Genomic DNA, 17,316 nt, shown 5'->3' with positions numbered 1-17,316 from the left:
ACTCACGGTGTCCCTTTCGAGCTGCTCCACCAGTCCGGATTCGGCTTCCAGCCTTCTTCCAGCATCTGGCTTTGACTCCTCTCCTGTTGTTCCATCACACGCAGGGCCACCTTGCGGTTCTGCTCGGCCATCTCCGGCTGGTAGCCGGCCCACGGCTTCGGCGTCTTCGCCCCGGATTCCTTCAGGAATCCTTCCAGCTCCGCCCCCATCGACTGCACCCGCTCGGGATACTTCGCCGCCAGGTCCTCGGTCTCGCCTTGGTCTTCCGACAGTTGGTAGAGCTCCCGACGTCCGTCTGCCCAGTAGTGGATCAGCTTCCAGTCGCCTTTCCGGATGATGGATGACGGCTCACCCCCTTGGTTCCCGAAATGCGGGTAGTGCCAGAACAAGGCCCGCTCGTCGATTTTGCCACCCTTCAGGACCGGCACCAGACTCACACCGTCCACGTGCTGCTCGGGTCGCAGCGGCAGACCCGCGAGTTCCAGAAGCGTCGGATAGAAATCCGTTCCCGTCGCTGGAACCTCCGTCGTGCTACCCGGCCGTGTCACTCCGGGCGCGATGATGTAATACGGCTCGCGAATCCCCCCTTCCCACTGGCGCCCCTTGCCGCCGCGATAGGGAAATTGGGACGTCGCGTAGGCATCGCCGGAAACCACCCCGCCATTGTCCGACGTGAAGCAGACGATCGTGTGCTCCGCCACGCCCGCTTCCTCAAGCGCATCCATCACCAGTCCCACCGCGGTGTCCATGGTCTCGACCATGCCGGCATACACCGGATGATCCTGCACCTGCCGAACCGGCAGGGTCCGATCGATCTTGAAGCGCTCCTTGGGTGCTGCCTGCTTCGCTGCCTTGGCACGATACTTCTCCCACAGCGCCTCGGTCGTCTGCAGGGGACCGTGCACGGCGTAAAATGACAGGTAGGCGAAGAACGGCTCGTCCCCACTCTCCTTGATGAACTTGGCCGTCTCCCGGCCGAGCCGAAGGGTCAGGGACTCCCCGTCCGGGCCACTCTGCAAACGAGGATTCTTCCATGGCGCAAAGAAGCCGCCACCGGGACTACCGACGGACCAGCCGCCCTTGTTGATGTCGAAACCATGATCCTCCGGCCACGAACCCTCTCCCCCCAAATGCCACTTCCCCGCAAAGAAGGTCTTGTAGCCGCCTTCCTTGAATGCCTCGGCCAGGGTCGTCTCATCCTTCGGCAGGGCCCTGACATAGTCCGGCGGCATGATCGGCTGGCGCTTGGCCTTCGCCTGCCTGGCCCCCACCGCCGCACCGATCCAGTTGGTGATCCCGTTTCTCGCCGGATAGGTCCCGAGCATGATGCTCGCCCGTGACGGACTGCATACCTGGCACGTCGCATACCCCTCGGTGAACCTCATCCCCTTCCGCGCCAGATCATCAATACGAGGAGTCTCGTAGAACGTGCTGCCTTCAATCCCCACGTCCATGATGCCGTAGTCATCACAAAGAAAGAAAACCACATTCGGCTTACGCGCGGATGCGGAGAGCGGAACCATGGCCGCCGCCAAGGCGAGACCGAAAAACGCAGATGAAAAATCCTTCATGAGCCCGCATTCTGGCCACAGGCCGCAGCGCCAACCAAGGCGAAATGAGTCAACTGGCGGTTCACTGAAACGGATTGCCCAATCACTCGGCTCCCCATTTCCCGCTGCCATGGGATCCAATCAAGGACCCGCGCACCGCGGACCACTGGCAGGAAGGCTACCGTCTCCCCGCTAGGTGATCGTAGCAGTCGAGCCACAGGTGGCGAAGGTTGCCGCGACGACGGCGGAAGGCCTCGACAACCAACGGCTCGAGTGAAGGAGCACCCTCGGGGTGAGCGCGATGGAGGAGCACCCGGGCCAGCGCCAGGTCAGGCTTCAGACGAAGCAGCACGGGAAGCCCTCGAGTCCGGTGGCGGGCGGAAAGAAATCCGGCCGCCTCTCTCGACGCCCGATGAAACCGCCGACGCTCGGAAAACCCGAGGTGGGTATCACCATCCGCCATCCAGATCCTGCCTCGACCGTCCTCCATCTTGTGCAAGTCATCATCGCTCAAGCACCGCTTGTCGCGGTTGAAAAAGAAACGCACCACCGGCACATCGAGGCGGTCGACGAATGCATCAAGGAACGTGCTTTTGCCCGCCCCGTGAGGCCCCACCACACAGGCCCGCCGACCGAGCTGGTCCCACCGTTCCAGCAAGTCACTCCAGCGCGTGCCGACCAGTGTCGGGTCAAAGACGAGACAACGTTCCACCCGCCGGGTGGCGAAAGGATTGTCGCGTGCATTCAACGCGTCCATTTCCATACCCGCTTGGATTTTGAACTCTTGGGTTCGTCCACCCGCGCAAGACGGATCGGACGGCCGCTGGGAGAAACCACAATCTCGCGGCGATCCACGGCATCGCCCGAGTCATCGACCCATTCGATCCCCCATTCGATACTGACCAACGTGCCCTGCGTGGTGAAGGGAGCCTCTGCCAGCGTGAGGCTGAAGCGCCCATCTCCGGACAAGGGCTGCCGGTCCACCACACCGACCTCTTCGGTGCCACGCCCACAAGTGTTCCAGAACAAGCGGACCTCCCCGGCGATCCGTGATCCCACCACCCGACCCCGCACGGTGCTGCCGGGCTGGCAGCACTCATCTCCCTCAAGTTCGATCGATTGAATGCTCATGACCTGCTCCTTCCCTGTGGCGTGACCACGATTTCATACTCGTCCCGCACATCCGGACGCCGTGGCACATCGGCCACCAGCACCACGAACCATTGCAGCTTGTTGTGCTTCCCGGCGAAGGTCGGAACCGCGTCCTCGGGCAAGTCGAGCCGACAGCGCCCCGCTGGCATCATCTGGCTCACTTCGGTTTCAAAGAGCGACTCTTCGTAAAACAATTCGGTGGACGTCGTCGTGTCCGTTCCCCGTCGGTAGGTGGCCTCTTCACGACCGATCAGCCAGACACTCAGTCGACGAGGACTGCCGTAGCCACCGCGTCGCCGCCACGACACCGACGTGCGCGAGCCGGGCGACATCGTATCATCTCCGATCTCGACCACATAGATTGGTGAGAAGACCGCGACGATGCGGTAGAACACGTGGATGATCAGCCCGATCCCGACCGCCACGAACGGCAGCATGAACAAAGTCAGGAACCAGGGCGAATCACCGTCCCTCCACCCCTTGAAGACCTGCCACACGAACACCGAAGTGATCCCATTCCAGAAGGCGGCAATGGCGATGGCCCCGAGCACGTGCAGCAGACGCTTCCCGACCGTCGAACCTTTCCGCGACGGGGGGCTTCGGTCGATGCGCAGCGGCGTCCTGTCCGACTTCCCCGTCTTCGCCTTCTTTCCCGCCGGCTTCTCCTTGCGGATGAAGGTCGCATAGAGCCCACCCAGACCGATCGCGGCGAAGGGCAAGGGGAAGAGACCGAACAGGGCCCACCATCCGAGGCTCCGGTTCAGCAGCGCTTCACGCGGTTGCTTGGGATTCACATAACAGGTGATCGCCTTGCCCTTGGGATGCGCCTCCACGATTTCCAGTTTGCCATCCCGCCCACTCGAGCCCCCTCCGCCCGTCAGCGAGTAGCCGTTGGATCGATAGCTCCGCCCCTCGAACTGATAGCTGTAGAAGATGTCAGCACGGTAGGTCGGCCCATCGTCGCCGGAACTCTCCCGCACCCGCGACCAGACTACCTCCGCCGGGGTTTCGACCCACCCCTTGACGGCGAAATAGCGGTACCCGGTGGGTACCACCAAGCCCAGCAACATGCCCACACCCACCGCTGCGAACACCCCGAAAAAACCACAACCCAACAGCCCACCAAGTTTCCCATCGGCCTCGCCATCGCCGACTTCGGTCACCGCCTTCTTCGGGTTGCCTTCCCGCCATGCGGAAAAGATCAGCCCCAGACCAATGAGCACGAAGCCGCCGCCAAAAGCGACGAAGATGAGCCCGAACCAGCTGTCTCCACCACCATGGAAAAGCACCGCATCCGTCGGGTCATCGGGATTCACCCAGCACACCGAGCCCTCACCGCCACCGTAGATCCGATCCTCGATCTCAGCGAGGTCCTCATACTGCTCTTCACCCTTGAACTCCGCCTTGAGTTGAGTGCCCGTGTAGCTCTTGCCATCGACCGAATAGCGATACGCCAGCTCGACCTTGAACGGCGGGTCCTCCTTGACCACATCGATGATCTCGAATTTCAGGATCTTGCAGGGAACCTCCTCCCACGTCCGGGTCTTCACCCCGCTCCAGAAGGCAAACAAGCCGACCGCCACGAAAATCGAGCTGAAGGCCGTCCAGCCAATCCCGAAGAGCATACCGCAGCCGCGGCTCATCTTCTCCCCCGACTTGCGGGCTGTCATCTTGCGGAGCACAACAGAGATCTAGCAGAGTCTCCCACGACTTGTCGTTCCAAAGTTCCTGCCGAATTCAAACGACACCCCTCCACACGGACACGAAAAAGGGGCACCCGACGGATGCCCCTTTCATGAAATCATCTGGTGGGAAGCCTTCGGCATCCGCCGCGGGCCACCCCGGAAACATCACTCTTCAATGAACTCGTCGTGACCCTTCTTTTTGGAATCCTTGAGCGGAGTGATCAGCTCCTGAACCTTGTCCATGTCCTTCGCAAGGAACGCCTCCTCCACCTCACAGAGGGTGATCAGCAGCTGCGCCATTTGCTTCCGATAGGAAACCATGGCCTTCTCCTTGCCTCCGGGGTGCCCCCCCTTTTCCACGAACTCCGGAGTCATGCTCATGCCCTTGATGACGGAAGCCTGTGCCTCGCGGGCCAACTTCGCTCCTTCAGCGGGGTCATCAGTCCGACGGAAAGCCTTGTAGGAATCATTGAGGATTTCCATCTGCTCACCGAGCGGGGTTTCCTCATCAGCCTGCGCCGGGGTGAAGGCGAACAGACCAAGAGCCAAAGCGGGAATGAGAAGCTTCTTCATACGCTGCGGATACACGCGTAGGACCTGCTTCCTGTCAAACCTTCAGCCCACCGTGTCATGCATCGTCACAGGCTGAGCCCCACGCTCTCGACATCACACGGCTTGAAATCCCGAATTTCCACGCTTAGTCTACCGCCGCGCCATGATTCGGAAGGCTACAGCACTCGTACTCCTCATGCTCCTCGGGCTCTATCTGCCCGCGGCAGCCATGCCGGTGTGCCTGTGCCTCGGTCCCCAGTCCTCCCTGGCAGATCCTTGCTGCCAGGAAGAGGCCACCTGCTGCGATCCCCAGGCGGCCGATGCCTCCGACTGCTGTGGTGAGCCCGAGTGCTGCGTGTTGGTTTCCGGCATCCCGGAAGGCATGGAACCCCAAGCCTCACAGCTTCCCGTCCCGCTTGCCGCACCACTCCCCGTCGTGACCACGGCCGACTTCGTCGTGGTTCCAATGGCGCATCAACTGGCCCTTTGCCGCCCCTCCGGCTGCTCCCCACCGACCGGGGACCCCGTTCGCATCGCCTTTGGCGTGTGGAGACTCTGAAGCGACGCTTTTTTCCCGTCGCCTTCACCTGACCGCGTCCTCGTGTCGCGATCTCACGCTGCATTCTCGAAGCGCAGCCACCTGTCTTCCATTCGTCCATGACCACTTCCACTCTCGATTCACTCAGCCGTCACCGCGACAGCGCTCCACCGCCGCGCCGCTCGCGAGCATGGATGCTGCCATTCGGTATCCTGCTCGGCTTCGCCCTCCTTTTCATCACCCTTTTCCGCGACCGCCTGCTTCCCGCCACCGAGGTGAAGATCGCGCAGGCCATCGCCGTGCCAGGTGAAACCTCCGCCGCATCCCCGACCACCGTGGACACCGACAGCGCGGTCCTTTTCCAGGCCACCGGCTGGGTCGAGCCTGACCCATGGAGCGTCAAGGCCACCGCCCTCATCGATGGCGTGGTCGATGAAGTCCATGTCCTCGAAGGACAGCTCGTCGAGAAAGGCGACCTCATCGCCACCCTGATCGCCGAGGACAACGAACTCGCTCTTGCCGCCGCACGGCAGGAACTCAGCCGTCGCGAATCCAGCCGCGATGCTCACTGCGCGGGCATCACCAGCACCATCGAGGAAATGAAGGGCATCCAGGCCCAGGTGAAATCCGCCATCGCCGTGCGCAATGCCGCCAAGGACCGACTCGACCGACTCGAGCGCAGTGGCACCCGCGCCGTCTCCGAAAGGGACATCGTCGATGCCAGGCTCGACTACGAACGCGTGAGTGCCCTGGTCACCGCCGCCGAATCCAAAGTCTCCCAGATCGCCGCCCAGTTCAATGAACTCGCCTACGAAACCGTCTCGATGGAACACATGATCCAGGCCGGACAGGTCGCCGTCGACCAGGCCGAACTCGCCCTCTCCCGCACCGAAATCCGTGCACCCATCCGCGGACGCATCCTGCGGCTGCTCGCCGCCCCGGGCCAGAAACGCATGCTCGGAATGGATGACCCCGACAGCTCGACCGTCGCCATCCTCTACGACCCCGAAAAGCTCCAGGTCCGTGTGGATGTCCCACTTGCCGATGCCGCCCGACTGCACGTCGGCCAGCCCGCCACCATCCGCTGCAACCTGCTCCCCGACCAATCCTTCCGCGGATCGGTCACCCGCATCGTCGGCGAAGCCGACATCCAGCGGAACACCCTGCAGGCAAAGGTGGTCATCGAAGACCCCCACGACGCCCTGCGCCCGGAAATGCTCTGTCGAGTGGAATTCCACGAAGCCTCAACCACCACGGCCACACCGACCCGCGGGATCACCCTGTGGGTTCCCGAAGCAGCCGTGGATGGCGAACAGGTCTGGGTGGTCGACCCCGACAGTGACCGGGTCAAACCCCACAAGGTCGTCCTCGGAAGCACCCGCGACGGCATGCGGAAGATCGAAGCCGGAATCCTCCCGGGAGCCCGGGTCGTCCTCGACCCATCCGGCCTGCGCAGCGAACAACGAGTCCAACCCATCCAGCCATGAGCCAACCCATGATCCTCTGCCGTGGCCTGACCAAGACCTACCAGAAAGGCAGTACCACCGTCACCCCATTGGAAGCCCTCGACCTCGAGGTGCCCGAAGGCCAGTTCCTTGCCCTGATGGGACCATCCGGGTCCGGCAAGACCACCCTGCTCAATCTCCTCTCCGGGATCGACTCACCCACATCGGGCACCCTTGAGATCGCCGGGAGCGAAATCGGCAGCCTTTCCCGCGGACAGCTCACGCGCTGGCGGGCGCGGAACATCGGCTACATCTTCCAGCTCTATCACCTGGTACCCATCCTCACCGCCTTCGAGAACGTCGAGTTGCCGCTGCTGCTCGACTCCATGAGCAAGAGCGAACGACGCGAGAAGGTGGAGTCCGCACTCGAACTCGTCGGGCTCAGCGACCGCATGCACCACCGTCCGACCGAGCTATCCGGCGGACAGGAACAACGCGTGGCGATCGCCCGCGCCCTGGTGGCGGATCCCAAACTGCTCGTCGCCGACGAACCGACCGGAGACCTCGACCGCGAGAGCGCGACCCGCATCCTCGAGCTGCTCCAAGCCCTCGCCCATGAGCACGGGAAGACCATCGTCATGGTCACCCACGACCCCCGCGCCGCCGATGCCGCCGACCGCACCCTGCACCTTGAAAAAGGCCTGCTCATCACCCAGCCATGACCGCCATCGTCAATCTCCTCTCCCTCGCGTGGAAGCAACTGGTCCGCCATCGATTGCGGACCGGGCTCACCGTGCTTGGCGTGGCCTCCGGCATGTTCCTCTTCACCGCCGTCGAAACCATGCAGCGCTCGCTCGCCACCGCGACCCAAACCACCGCGGCCGACACCACCCTGGTCGTCTATCGCGAGAACCGCTTCTGTCCCTCGACCAGCCGGCTTCCTGAACACTACGCCGATGAGATCCGTACCATCGACGGCGTGCGCGAAGTCGTCCCGATCCAAGTCGTCGTGAACAACTGCGGGGCCTCACTCGATGTCATCACCTTCCGCGGCGTCCCGGAAGGCGCGCTGACCAGCTACGCTCCCGAGATTGAAGTCATCGCAGGCAGCCTCGAGGAATGGAACCGCCGGAGTGACGGCGCCCTGCTCGGTGAAGTCTTCGCCCAACGGCGCGGGTTGTCACCCGGTGACCGATTCGTGGCCGCCGGGGTGACCGTGCACGTCGCGGGCATCATCCGCTCGCCATTCCCGCAGGACAACAACGTTGCCTACGTCAGCCTCCCCTTCCTCCAACAAGCATCGAAGACCGGCCTGGGAATCGTGACCCAGTTCAACGTGCGCGTCGACTCGTCCGACCAGCTCGAATCCGTCGCAACCGCCATCGACCAGCGCTTTCACAGCGACCAGCAACCGACCAACACCCGCCCGGAGAAGGCATTCTTTGCCGAGACCGCCGCAGAGTTGATCGAGTTGATCGGCTTCACGCGATGGCTGGGAATCGGGGCCGTGCTCGCCGTCGGCGGGCTGATCGCCAATGCCGTGCTGCTCATCGTGCGCGGCCGGGTGAAGGAGAATGCCGTCCTCCAAACCCTCGGCTACCCCGGCCAGGCGATCGCCTGGCTGGTGATGAGCGAGGGCGCCCTGTTAGGACTCATGGGCGGCGTGCTCGGCGTCGCTCTGGCTACCGGCTTCCTCGCTTGGCAGTCATTCACCCTCGGCAATGAGGGGCAGACGCTCGCCATCCAACCGGATGGAGTCGTCGTCATCACCGGCCTCGCCGCGGCTCTGCTCCTCGGCTTGTTCGCCTCGCTCTGGCCGGCATGGCGCACGATGCGCCAGCCCATCGTCGAAAGTCTCAAAGGCTGAATCATGCTTCCATTCTCATACGCGACTCGGAATCTGTTCCGCGACAAGGCACGCCTCCTTCAGACAGTCGGCGGTTCCGCCATGGTCGTGCTGCTGGTCATGGGGGCGCTGGCGATCAACCAGGGCATGAAGCAGGTGCTCGCCGCCTCCGGGTCACCGCACAATGTCATCCTGCTCGGTGCGGGTTCCGAAGAAAGCGTGCAACGCAGCGAAGTCGCCGAGCAGGCAGCCGGCATCGCAGGTTCCGAAATCCCGGGTGTCACGGAAGTCATGGGCACCCGCGCAGTCTCCACCGAGATCCACTACATGGGGCTGGCCCGTTTCCCCGGTGGCAGCGAAGCCCAGGCCCTGTTCCGCGGCGTCACACCGACCGCCCTGCTCACCCACCCCGAGGTGCAACTCACCGAGGGGCGCTACCCGCGTACCGGCGAGGTCATGGTCGGCCGTCTCGCATGGCGACAGATGAAGCTCTCACCCACCGCGCTGCGCCCCGGCGCCACGCTCCTCCTCGAGGATCAGGAACTCACCGTCTCCGGCATCTTCGCCGCACCTGGCACCGTCATGGAATCGGAAGTGTGGCTGCCCATCGGTGACCTCCGCGTCATGGCCCAGCGGGACTCGGTGTCATGCGTCGTCCTGCGGCTCGACGACCCCGACGACTTCGCCGAAGCCGATCTGTTCGCGAAAAGACGACTCGACCTGGAGCTCAGCGCGCTGCGGGAGTCCGACTACTACGCTCGCTTGAATTCCTTCTTTGCCCCGCTCCGCGCCATGACGTGGCTGACCGCCGGCCTCATCGCCATCGGAGCCCTTTTCGGTGGACTCAATACCCTCTACGCCGCCTTCGCCTCACGCATCCGCGAAATGGCCACCCTGCAGGCCATCGGGTTCGGACGCGGTGCACTGCTGACAAGCCTGATCCAGGAAAGCACGCTCGCCTGCCTCACTGGCGCCTTTGTCGCGTCCGTCGTCGCCCTGCTCGCTCTCGACGGACTGGTGGTCCCGTTCTCCATCGGCACCTTCGCCATGAAGATCAGTCCCTCGGTCGCGCTGACCGGAATCCTGACGGGTTGCTTCCTCGGGTTGCTCGGTGCCCTGCCACCAGCCATCCGTTGCCTCAAACCTGCACTTCCCGTCGCCCTGAGATCCTCCTAAACCTCACTCCAACATCGATATGAAACCAACCATCATCCTCGCACTTCTCGCCGCCGGACTCGTCTCCTGCAGCGAAAAATCCGACACCACCGTCACCGCAACGCCCGAAACCTCTCCGGAGCTGAAGGCCGTATTCGTGGATCGCATCCCCGACGAAGCCAGCCCCATCCACCTCGCCCGAACCACCGTCCAACCGGGCGATGTTGTGGTATTGAAAGGGCAAGTCATGGGAGCCTCCGAGCCCTTCGTCGAAGGCCGGGCCGCCTTTGTTCTCGGCGATCGGGACAAGCTGACCCCCTGCAACGAACGGGCGGACGACGGGTGCAAGACCCCTTGGGATGCATGCTGTGATTCCAAGGAAGCCTTCCGCGAAGGCACCGCCACCATTCAGGTCGTTGGAGAGGATGGACGCACTCTGAAAGAAGGTCTCGAAGGCGTGGAAGGCCTTGAAAAACTCTCCAGGATCCTCGTCAAAGGAGAGGTGGCCGAACAATCCAGCGCAGCCAGTTTGATCGTCAACGCAACGGCCATCCAGATCGTCGAGTAACCGACGAACCCATCACCAGCTTCCCCTTGCAAGCACCCGAAGCAAGGCGAGGCTGGTCGATGCTGAAACAAGTCCTCCTCACCGCAACACTGCTCGCTGGCGCCTTGGGTGCCCAGAGCCTGAACGACTCGCTCGAGGCCCGGAAAGACGCGTTTCTCGATCAGGCCCCAGCCGAACTGTTGGCGAGCCAGAACCGCGCCCTCCGCGAACTGGAGGAGTCCGGCATCTATGAAAAAGTGCTCAAGGTGGGCGACCGCGCCCCCGATTTCTCCATCAAGAATCAGGACGGTGAAGATGTCCGCCTGAGCGAACGACTCGAACACGGCCCAGTCGTCCTCACTTGGTATCGCGGCGCCTGGTGCCCCTACTGCAACATCACCCTGGCCGCACTGGCGGACACCCGGGACGAGATGGAATCACTCGGCGCCCAACTCATGGCACTCACTCCCGAATTGCCACAAGTCACCACCGAGACCACCAAGGACATGAAGCTCGGATTTGATGTCCTCACGGACCTCAACCATCAGGTGGCCGAGCAATACGGATTGGTTTTCCGACTGAACGACGAAACGGCGAAGCGCTACGAAGAGAAATTCGAGTTGATCAAACGAAGTGGGGCCGAAGCCGCCAATCGCCTCCCCCTGCCGGCCACCTACCTTGTTTCACAATCCGGCATCATCACCTACGCCTTCGTCGATGCGGACTACCGCCGACGTGCCGAGCCATCACGGATTCTTGATGCACTGAAAGCCCTGCGCGATGGCCCGAGCGGCACCCACATGGTCCAACAGTTCTGGGAAAACACCTGGAACCCACCCTACGACCTCGACCTGATCGATCACCTGATGACCGAGGACTTCGTCATCACCTCGGCAGGCCGCGACGTCACCGGGCGCCACGCCTTCAAGCAATGGGTGAAGAACTTCCAAACCAAGGCGAGAGGACTGCGACTCGAGAATCGCGAGATTTTCCCGAGTGAGAAGGGCGACCGGGTCGTCAGCCGCTGGATCGCCAGAGCCAACAATGGAGGCGTGTTGGGAACCAAGGCGGACCACCAGCCCATCGAGTTCACAGGCATCGCCATCTGGGAGATGCGCGACGGCAAACTCGCCCACAACTGGGTCGAGCGCTCGGCGTGGGAAATGTTCCAAAGCATTCAAAAGCAACAACCCTGAGGCTCAGAGCAGCCCCTTGCCAGTCTTCCCGATCACAGGTCACCTGCCCGACCGGAGTGGGACTAACAGTCCGACCTGGACCCTCATTCCCAATTCACCTTGATGGTCCCATAACAGGCTCCGTCGGCGTGGATCAACTCCAGCGCCCGGGACACCGGGAGCCCACGGATTTCCCGGCCATCATCAAACACCAGGGTCGGACGGTCCTTGGCACCTTCCTCCAGCGGCTCGTAGCCCACCATCACCCAAGGGCGACCTTCCATGAACACCACGGCAAGAAGCGGGCGTCTCTTGAGATGCCACGTGTTCATGGTGAACTTCGCAAGGTGGAGGACGCCTGCCAACTCATCCGGCTCCAGTTCTCCGCCGATGACATTGCGCAGCTTCGTCCCATCATCCGAGTCATCGAGAACCGCAAAGTCGAGGTCAGGGTAATGGCGAACCCGATCCGCCAGCTTGGCGGGTCTGGGATTTCCTGCCGCAGAGCGAAACACCGACACCAAGCTCTGCCGCTGGCCCGGGGTCAGACCGAGCTTCAACTCAGCTGGAAACCGCGTGATTGGGATCAGCCCATCATGAGATCGATCAGAAACATCCGCCTCAAGGAAGTGGGTCACATACACTTCCTTACCACGGTTGGCCTTCGTGGTGGAACGCACCATCATGAACTCTATCAACTCATCCACCGTCAATTTCTTGATTCGCCCCGGATAGGGGTCGTGGACCACATACCGGTCCCCCGATTTTCCGAAGAGCAGCGCATTGTGGGGCCCGCCGAACACACCAACCACGCGGAGCGAATAGACTTTCCCAGCCGCCAAACCGGGATCGAACACCTCGCTCACCAGCTTGCGAAGCGTCGGTTTCAGGGCGGCCGCCCGCTGCGGCTCATGCTCCAATTCGACAACCTCATAGGGGATCGAAAACAGCTCGAAGAACATCCGTTTGTCGAACGACCGCTGGTAGCGGAAATCACCCCGACGGAGCCCGTAAACCGACCGCATGAAGGACCTCGAAGGGTAGATATCCACGCCCGTCGCCAACGTGACTGCAGGCACATTCGCGAAGAATCCACACGAAGGCCCGGTTTGACCTGCCACGGGCACGCGGTCCAAGGGCAGACCATCCCCTCGGGCCGCTCCCGTCAGCACGGCAGCCACTGACAACCAGAGACAGGCCGACATGCTGCAAAGCTTGGTCCCACACACTTCCGCCAATGCCGACTTACTGATCACCGATGGGACCATTCAAGCAAGCTACCGCCGCCAGGCTTCATCGCCGAGCCAAAACCAGCGCTGGCGGGCCAGCCGGCACCCCCATGCAGGCTGCCCGGACGACCTAACGGAACTGATTCTGGCCCGATTGATACACATACCCAGCCTCTGCCAAGCGCAACACCAAGGCTTCTTCCTCGATGCCATGAGTCTTCACCAGGTCCTCGAGCGACTCGGCTTGGTTGCGCAATTCGGTGTTGATCAGACCGACCAGCAGGTGCGGATCCATGGTCTGAAAAGACTTCAAATTCATGATGCCTGGAGTGTGCAGCGTAAACTCAGTGAGTCACCCGGGCACGGCGTCCATTGTCGAGCACTCTTACCCTTTCTCCAACGGCGAAGGACTCGTTTTTGCTGACCTCCTGGACAATTGACAGGCTGCCACCTTCATCAAGGCGCACGGTGATCTCCAGCCCCTGCCGATTGTTGATCGCACGGCCCGCATGGGACCCGGCAGCACCACCCAGAGCCGCTCCCCCGATGGTCGCTGCATCCTGACCGGATCCACCTCCCACCTGATTACCGAGGAACCCCCCTGCCACCGCACCGAGAATCGCTCCCCCGGTCCTGCTGCCCTCGAGATTCACGTTCCGAATGGAGGTGATCTTGCCGGTGCGGACCGACTGAGGGGTGCCGACTTCACTTCGTGAGTAGTTGTCCCCGGTCAGCGGTTGCTGCGCACAGGAGCCGAGGAATGCCGGAAGCATCAGAAGAGGAAGAAGCATTTTCATGTCGCCGGGACAGTGGCCCCGGAAGCGAGAAAGCGACAACGAATATTGCCCGGAAGACCTACGTAGATCGACCCACTCCACCCACCATCGCACAAAAAAGCGGCCGCCCCACAACAGGGCGGCCGCTGGAAAAAACACGTCGAGGTTCAGCCTGCGAAGTTCTCGGCCACGACATCCCAGTTCACGACATTCCAGAATGCGGCGATGTAATCCGGACGTCGGTTCTGGTAGTTCAGGTAGTAGGCGTGCTCCCAGACATCGAGACCAAGCAGTGGCTTGCCGGAGCAACCTGCGATCTCTTCGCCCATGCACGGGCAATCCTGGTTGGCCGTCGAGCAAACGCCGACCGTGCCATCTTCCTTCTTCACCAACCATGCCCAGCCGGAACCGAAGCGGGTCGCACCCGCCTTGGCGAATGCTTCCTTGAAGGCATCGAAGGAGCCGAAGGCCGCGTCAATGGCGGCCGCGAGATCACCGGATGGAGCCGAGGCACCACCGGGAGCGATGACTTTCCAGAAAAAGCTGTGGTTGGCGTGGCCGCCACCGTTGTTGCGCACGGCTCCACGGATGCCTTCAGGCACACTGCCGAGGTCACCGACCAACTCACAGAGCGACTTTTCCTCGAGGCCACTGCCTTCAAGGGCGTTGTTCAGGTTGGTGATGTAAGCATTGTGGTGCTTGGAGTGGTGGATCTCCATCGTGCGCGCATCAATGTGCGGCTCGAGGGCGTCGTATGCATATCCGAGTTCGGGAAGAGAATGGGCCATGATCAGAATTGGTTTGGTTTGCGTTCAGTCGCAGCTGCCGCTAGTCCGAAGTGCGCCAGCGGCTGCGCGACATCACGATGGCGCGCCCTGACCGCTCGGCAAGCAACAATCTGATCATGTTGGCACTCGAAATTCAACTAACCGGCCAGCTCTGGCCCTGGCTCATCGGTGTTCTGGGGGGAATCCTGTTTGGCTGGATGGTCTCGGCGCTCATCGCCGGATCGCGACGCGGCAGGATCGAAGAGCAGCTGAAGGCGGAGTCCCGCCGCGGTGCCGAGCTGGAAGCCCGGCTGATGCAGGCCACCGCCCTTGCCGAGGAAGCGGAACGCAATGCCGACAGCCTCCGCTTGCAAGCCACCGAACTGAAAACCCGGCTCGAACAGGAACTGCGATCCGCGGCCGAGCGCCAACAGCTCCTCGAGCGCGCCGAAGCCCGCCTTTCAGACACCTTCAAGGCGCTCTCCGCCGACGCCCTCAAGTCGAGCAGCGAACAATTCTTCCAAATGGCCAGGCAGTCGCTCCAAGCGCAGCAGGCCGAGGCCAGGGGAGATCTGGAGAAACGCCAATCCGCCATCGAGCAACTCATCAAGCCGGTCGGAGACACGCTGGGGAGATTCGAAGGAAAGATCGGAGAACTCGAGAAAGCACGGGAAGGCGCCTACGCCGAGCTGAAGACCCAGGTCAGGGCCATGGCCGAAGCCCAGAGCGGCCTGCAACGGGAGACCTCCCAGCTCGTCAAGGCACTCCGCCAACCCACCGGACGGGGTCAGTGGGGGGAAATCCAGCTCCGTCGGGTCGTCGAGATGGCCGGCATGCAGGAGCACTGCGATTTCCAGACGCAGACGACCACCACCGACGACGAAGGCAAGCGTCTCCGCCCCGACCTCATCGTCAAACTCCCCGGAGACAAGACCATCGTCGTCGATTCCAAGACGCCGATGGACGCCTATCTCGACGCCGTGGAGGCCGGTGACGAAGCCGAACGTTCGGCTGCGCTTGCCCGTCACGCCCGGCAGATCCACACCCATATCGCCCAACTCGCGTCGAAGAAATACAGCGCCCAGTTCGAACACGCACCGGAGTTCACCGTACTGTTCCTCCCCAGTGAGGCATTCTTCTCCGCGGGCCTACAGAGCGACCCCGGCTTGATCGAATCCGGCGTCGACCAAGGCGTCATCCTTGCTACTCCCACCACCTTGATCGCGCTCCTACGCGCGGTCGCCTACGGATGGCGTCAGGAATCCCTCGCCGACAATGCCCGCGAGATCTGCGCCCTCGGCAAGACCCTTCACGAGCGACTTGGCGTCTTGAATGGACACTTTGGACAGCTTGGCCGCTCGCTGGATTCCGCCGTCGGACACTTCAACTCGGCAGTTGGCTCCTACGAAACCCGGGTCCTCACCACTGCCCGGAAATTCGAAACCCTCAAAGCGGCTCCTGAGTCTGAAAGTCTCGCTGCCACTGAAACGGTGGAGCGCACAGCGCGCTTGCCCATGGCCGAGACCGGCAAGCAAGACGAAGACGAATCACGACAGAAAGCCAGCTCGGCCGCTTCGGATCTTCGCTCGGCCCTCGGGTAAGCCCCATCGCCATGCGCTTGATCTGGAACACCATGCTGATCCTCTTCGGAGCCTTCATGGTGACCATCGTGAGCCTCAAGAACGCAGGCTTGGGCGCACCGTTCTTCGCCTTCTTCGGCCAGATCCCCTACCATGACAAGGTCGGCCACTTCATCCTGATGGGGATCCTCGGCTTTCTTGCCGTCGCCGCCATCACTCCAAGATTGCGACTTCCACGAAAGACCGCGTTCATCCGCGTGATGGCGGTCCTCGTCACCATCATCGCCCTCGAGGAGATTTCCCAAGGCTTTCTCCCTCAGAGGACCCTTTCCTTGAGCGACTTTGTCTTCGGGGTCGCCGGCGCCCTCAGCTTCGGGTGGATCGCAATTTTCGTCACCTCACGCTCCCCAAAATCTCGAGATCCCAAGGGTGATCGGTCGGTTCCATGATCCAGCCTGCTAAGACTCGTCCCCCGATTCAATCCGCTTCTCGAAACGGCGGCTGAGCAATCGGGACGCCACCCAGAGCAGCACCGGCAGTCCGAGACTTAGCCCAAAAGCGAGACTCGGGGACTCGCGCCCGGTAGCCCCGACCCAGGCAAACACAAAGCCCATCGGGAAACTTCCGCAAATCAGCGCAATCAGGAACTTCTTGAAAGGCATCCGAACGAGACCGGCCGTACATGCAACCGCTTCCGGCAAAAGCGGTAGGGCGCGCGAGAGGAAGACAATCCAGCCCCCAGCCCTCTCAAACATCCGGTGCCCCCGATCAAGATCCTTCTCACCGAGAATCCACCGCGCACCACGATCTCCCGACAACCGGCACAGACCATAAGCGATCAACCCGGCCAAGGTTGATCCAAGCGCTGCAAGAAACCCACCGACAAGCGGACCATAGATCCAGCCCAAGGCCGACATCACCACCGTGCCGGGTATCGGAAGGACCACATCTCCCACCAGGAGCCCCATCCCCCACGCCCACGCCCAGGATCCAGCGGCATCCAGCTCATTCACCGCACCCTCCAACGAAAAGCGAGCTTCCCAAGCTCCGCCCCAGATCATCCACGATGCGAGAACCAGGGCCATCAGCCCGAAAAACCATCCAAACAACCTCATGCGTTCAAACCATATGACGGGTTAGCGGACACGGCCCAGTCGTCGCACGACATCCAGGACTTGCCAATACAATGCCTCATCCAAACAGACGCACAAACACCCGACCAGCGTACAAAAAAGAGCCCGGTATCTTCATGTCTGAAGATACCGGGCATAGACCTGGCGGCGACCTACTCTCACAGGGCCTATCGCCCCACTACCATC

The 17,316-nt window shown here is 62.1% G+C and carries 19 protein-coding genes; 9 read left to right on the top strand and 10 right to left on the bottom strand.

Going from position 1 to position 17,316, the window contains the following annotated elements; translation table 11 throughout:
• Positions 1-2 precede the first annotated feature (2 nt).
• From JIN81_RS16345 to JIN81_RS16325, 5 genes are all read right to left on the bottom strand, one after another.
• Entirely contained in the window at positions 3-1,571 is a 1,569-nt protein-coding gene (locus JIN81_RS16345) for a sulfatase (protein ID WP_200282386.1), read from the bottom strand.
• A gap of 157 nt (positions 1,572-1,728) precedes the next feature.
• Positions 1,729-2,307, bottom strand: a complete 579-nt coding sequence (locus JIN81_RS16340) for a hypothetical protein (protein WP_200282384.1) — start codon at positions 2,305-2,307, stop codon at positions 1,729-1,731.
• Positions 2,295-2,681 (bottom strand): hypothetical protein, encoded by a 387-nt coding sequence (locus JIN81_RS16335; RefSeq protein ID WP_200282381.1) that lies wholly within the window; start codon positions 2,679-2,681, stop codon positions 2,295-2,297. The genes JIN81_RS16340 and JIN81_RS16335 overlap by 13 nt, the downstream gene beginning before the upstream one ends.
• Complete coding sequence (locus JIN81_RS16330; protein WP_200282377.1) at positions 2,678-4,372, bottom strand: DUF3592 domain-containing protein; 1,695 nt, start codon at positions 4,370-4,372, stop codon at positions 2,678-2,680. The genes JIN81_RS16335 and JIN81_RS16330 overlap by 4 nt, the downstream gene beginning before the upstream one ends.
• Positions 4,373-4,552: 180 nt before the next feature.
• Positions 4,553-4,960: a cytochrome b562 gene (locus JIN81_RS16325; RefSeq protein ID WP_200282374.1), complete on the bottom strand. Its 408-nt coding sequence runs from the start codon at positions 4,958-4,960 to the stop codon at positions 4,553-4,555.
• 142 nt (positions 4,961-5,102) lie between these two features.
• Between JIN81_RS16325 and JIN81_RS16320 the strand changes: the two genes are divergently transcribed.
• The 7 genes from JIN81_RS16320 (at position 5,103) to JIN81_RS16290 (ending at position 11,666) form a co-directional block, all read left to right on the top strand.
• The gene (locus JIN81_RS16320; protein ID WP_200282372.1) at positions 5,103-5,498 is read left to right on the top strand and encodes a hypothetical protein; all 396 of its coding nucleotides are present in this window, start codon (positions 5,103-5,105) and stop codon (positions 5,496-5,498) included.
• 98 nt (positions 5,499-5,596) lie between these two features.
• The gene (locus JIN81_RS16315) at positions 5,597-6,964 is read left to right on the top strand and encodes an efflux RND transporter periplasmic adaptor subunit (RefSeq protein WP_200282369.1); all 1,368 of its coding nucleotides are present in this window, start codon (positions 5,597-5,599) and stop codon (positions 6,962-6,964) included.
• A complete protein-coding gene (locus tag JIN81_RS16310; protein ID WP_200282366.1) occupies positions 6,961-7,644 on the top strand; it encodes an ABC transporter ATP-binding protein in 684 nt (227 codons plus the stop codon). Before JIN81_RS16315 ends, JIN81_RS16310 begins: the two co-directional genes overlap by 4 nt.
• The gene (locus tag JIN81_RS16305) at positions 7,641-8,789 is read left to right on the top strand and encodes an ABC transporter permease (protein WP_200282363.1); all 1,149 of its coding nucleotides are present in this window, start codon (positions 7,641-7,643) and stop codon (positions 8,787-8,789) included. Before JIN81_RS16310 ends, JIN81_RS16305 begins: the two co-directional genes overlap by 4 nt.
• 3 nt (positions 8,790-8,792) lie before the next feature.
• Entirely contained in the window at positions 8,793-9,944 is a 1,152-nt protein-coding gene (locus JIN81_RS16300) for an ABC transporter permease (protein ID WP_200282360.1), read from the top strand.
• Positions 9,945-9,963: 19 nt separating this feature from the next.
• Positions 9,964-10,491 carry a hypothetical protein gene (locus JIN81_RS16295; protein WP_200282357.1) on the top strand — a complete coding sequence of 176 codons (528 nt, stop codon included), beginning with the start codon at positions 9,964-9,966 and terminating at the stop codon, positions 10,489-10,491.
• A gap of 59 nt (positions 10,492-10,550) precedes the next feature.
• A complete protein-coding gene (locus JIN81_RS16290) occupies positions 10,551-11,666 on the top strand; it encodes a redoxin domain-containing protein (RefSeq protein ID WP_200282354.1) in 1,116 nt (371 codons plus the stop codon).
• A gap of 83 nt (positions 11,667-11,749) precedes the next feature.
• On the opposite strand, the gene JIN81_RS16285 is transcribed toward JIN81_RS16290, so the two are convergent.
• The 4 genes from JIN81_RS16285 to JIN81_RS16270 form a co-directional block, all read right to left on the bottom strand.
• Positions 11,750-12,850: a hypothetical protein gene (locus tag JIN81_RS16285; RefSeq protein ID WP_200282351.1), complete on the bottom strand. Its 1,101-nt coding sequence runs from the start codon at positions 12,848-12,850 to the stop codon at positions 11,750-11,752.
• 154 nt (positions 12,851-13,004) lie between these two features.
• The gene (locus tag JIN81_RS16280; protein WP_200282348.1) at positions 13,005-13,193 is read right to left on the bottom strand and encodes a DUF4250 domain-containing protein; all 189 of its coding nucleotides are present in this window, start codon (positions 13,191-13,193) and stop codon (positions 13,005-13,007) included.
• A 25-nt stretch (positions 13,194-13,218) separates the two neighbouring features.
• Entirely contained in the window at positions 13,219-13,671 is a 453-nt protein-coding gene (locus JIN81_RS16275; protein WP_200282345.1) for an outer membrane lipoprotein, read from the bottom strand.
• A gap of 146 nt (positions 13,672-13,817) precedes the next feature.
• Positions 13,818-14,438 (bottom strand): superoxide dismutase, encoded by a 621-nt coding sequence (locus tag JIN81_RS16270; RefSeq protein ID WP_200282342.1) that lies wholly within the window; start codon positions 14,436-14,438, stop codon positions 13,818-13,820.
• A 116-nt stretch (positions 14,439-14,554) separates the two neighbouring features.
• Here JIN81_RS16270 and JIN81_RS16265 point away from each other — a divergent pair, with 116 nt between their 5' ends.
• Positions 14,555-16,018, top strand: coding sequence for a DNA recombination protein RmuC (locus JIN81_RS16265; RefSeq protein WP_200282339.1), 1,464 nt, complete (start codon positions 14,555-14,557; stop codon positions 16,016-16,018).
• Positions 16,019-16,029: 11 nt separating this feature from the next.
• Complete coding sequence (locus JIN81_RS16260) at positions 16,030-16,446, top strand: VanZ family protein (protein WP_200282335.1); 417 nt, start codon at positions 16,030-16,032, stop codon at positions 16,444-16,446.
• 9 nt (positions 16,447-16,455) lie between these two features.
• On the opposite strand, the gene JIN81_RS16255 is transcribed toward JIN81_RS16260, so the two are convergent.
• Positions 16,456-17,082, bottom strand: a complete 627-nt coding sequence (locus JIN81_RS16255; protein WP_234045112.1) for a TVP38/TMEM64 family protein — start codon at positions 17,080-17,082, stop codon at positions 16,456-16,458.
• Positions 17,083-17,316 lie beyond the last annotated feature (234 nt).

The sequence above is a fragment of the Haloferula rosea genome (assembly GCF_016595525.1).
Classification (GTDB): Bacteria; Verrucomicrobiota; Verrucomicrobiia; order Verrucomicrobiales; family Akkermansiaceae; genus Haloferula; species Haloferula rosea.
This window is presented reverse-complemented; position numbering and strand designations above follow the sequence as displayed.

What these genes read in the sequence shown, in the direction of transcription:
- JIN81_RS16345 (WP_200282386.1), bottom strand. Translation starts at nt 1,571, where the DNA reads ATGAAGGATTTTTCATCTGCGTTTTTCGGTCTCGCCTTGGCGGCGGCC.
- JIN81_RS16340 (WP_200282384.1), bottom strand. Translation starts at nt 2,307, where the DNA reads ATGGACGCGTTGAATGCACGCGACAATCCTTTCGCCACCCGGCGGGTG.
- JIN81_RS16335 (WP_200282381.1), bottom strand. Translation starts at nt 2,681, where the DNA reads ATGAGCATTCAATCGATCGAACTTGAGGGAGATGAGTGCTGCCAGCCC.
- JIN81_RS16330 (WP_200282377.1), bottom strand. Translation starts at nt 4,372, where the DNA reads ATGACAGCCCGCAAGTCGGGGGAGAAGATGAGCCGCGGCTGCGGTATG.
- JIN81_RS16325 (WP_200282374.1), bottom strand. Translation starts at nt 4,960, where the DNA reads ATGAAGAAGCTTCTCATTCCCGCTTTGGCTCTTGGTCTGTTCGCCTTC.
- JIN81_RS16320 (WP_200282372.1), top strand. Translation starts at nt 5,103, where the DNA reads ATGATTCGGAAGGCTACAGCACTCGTACTCCTCATGCTCCTCGGGCTC.
- JIN81_RS16315 (WP_200282369.1), top strand. Translation starts at nt 5,597, where the DNA reads ATGACCACTTCCACTCTCGATTCACTCAGCCGTCACCGCGACAGCGCT.
- JIN81_RS16310 (WP_200282366.1), top strand. Translation starts at nt 6,961, where the DNA reads ATGAGCCAACCCATGATCCTCTGCCGTGGCCTGACCAAGACCTACCAG.
- JIN81_RS16305 (WP_200282363.1), top strand. Translation starts at nt 7,641, where the DNA reads ATGACCGCCATCGTCAATCTCCTCTCCCTCGCGTGGAAGCAACTGGTC.
- JIN81_RS16300 (WP_200282360.1), top strand. Translation starts at nt 8,793, where the DNA reads ATGCTTCCATTCTCATACGCGACTCGGAATCTGTTCCGCGACAAGGCA.
- JIN81_RS16295 (WP_200282357.1), top strand. Translation starts at nt 9,964, where the DNA reads ATGAAACCAACCATCATCCTCGCACTTCTCGCCGCCGGACTCGTCTCC.
- JIN81_RS16290 (WP_200282354.1), top strand. Translation starts at nt 10,551, where the DNA reads ATGCTGAAACAAGTCCTCCTCACCGCAACACTGCTCGCTGGCGCCTTG.
- JIN81_RS16285 (WP_200282351.1), bottom strand. Translation starts at nt 12,850, where the DNA reads ATGTCGGCCTGTCTCTGGTTGTCAGTGGCTGCCGTGCTGACGGGAGCG.
- JIN81_RS16280 (WP_200282348.1), bottom strand. Translation starts at nt 13,193, where the DNA reads ATGAATTTGAAGTCTTTTCAGACCATGGATCCGCACCTGCTGGTCGGT.
- JIN81_RS16275 (WP_200282345.1), bottom strand. Translation starts at nt 13,671, where the DNA reads ATGAAAATGCTTCTTCCTCTTCTGATGCTTCCGGCATTCCTCGGCTCC.
- JIN81_RS16270 (WP_200282342.1), bottom strand. Translation starts at nt 14,438, where the DNA reads ATGGCCCATTCTCTTCCCGAACTCGGATATGCATACGACGCCCTCGAG.
- JIN81_RS16265 (WP_200282339.1), top strand. Translation starts at nt 14,555, where the DNA reads ATGTTGGCACTCGAAATTCAACTAACCGGCCAGCTCTGGCCCTGGCTC.
- JIN81_RS16260 (WP_200282335.1), top strand. Translation starts at nt 16,030, where the DNA reads ATGCGCTTGATCTGGAACACCATGCTGATCCTCTTCGGAGCCTTCATG.
- JIN81_RS16255 (WP_234045112.1), bottom strand. Translation starts at nt 17,082, where the DNA reads ATGGCCCTGGTTCTCGCATCGTGGATGATCTGGGGCGGAGCTTGGGAA.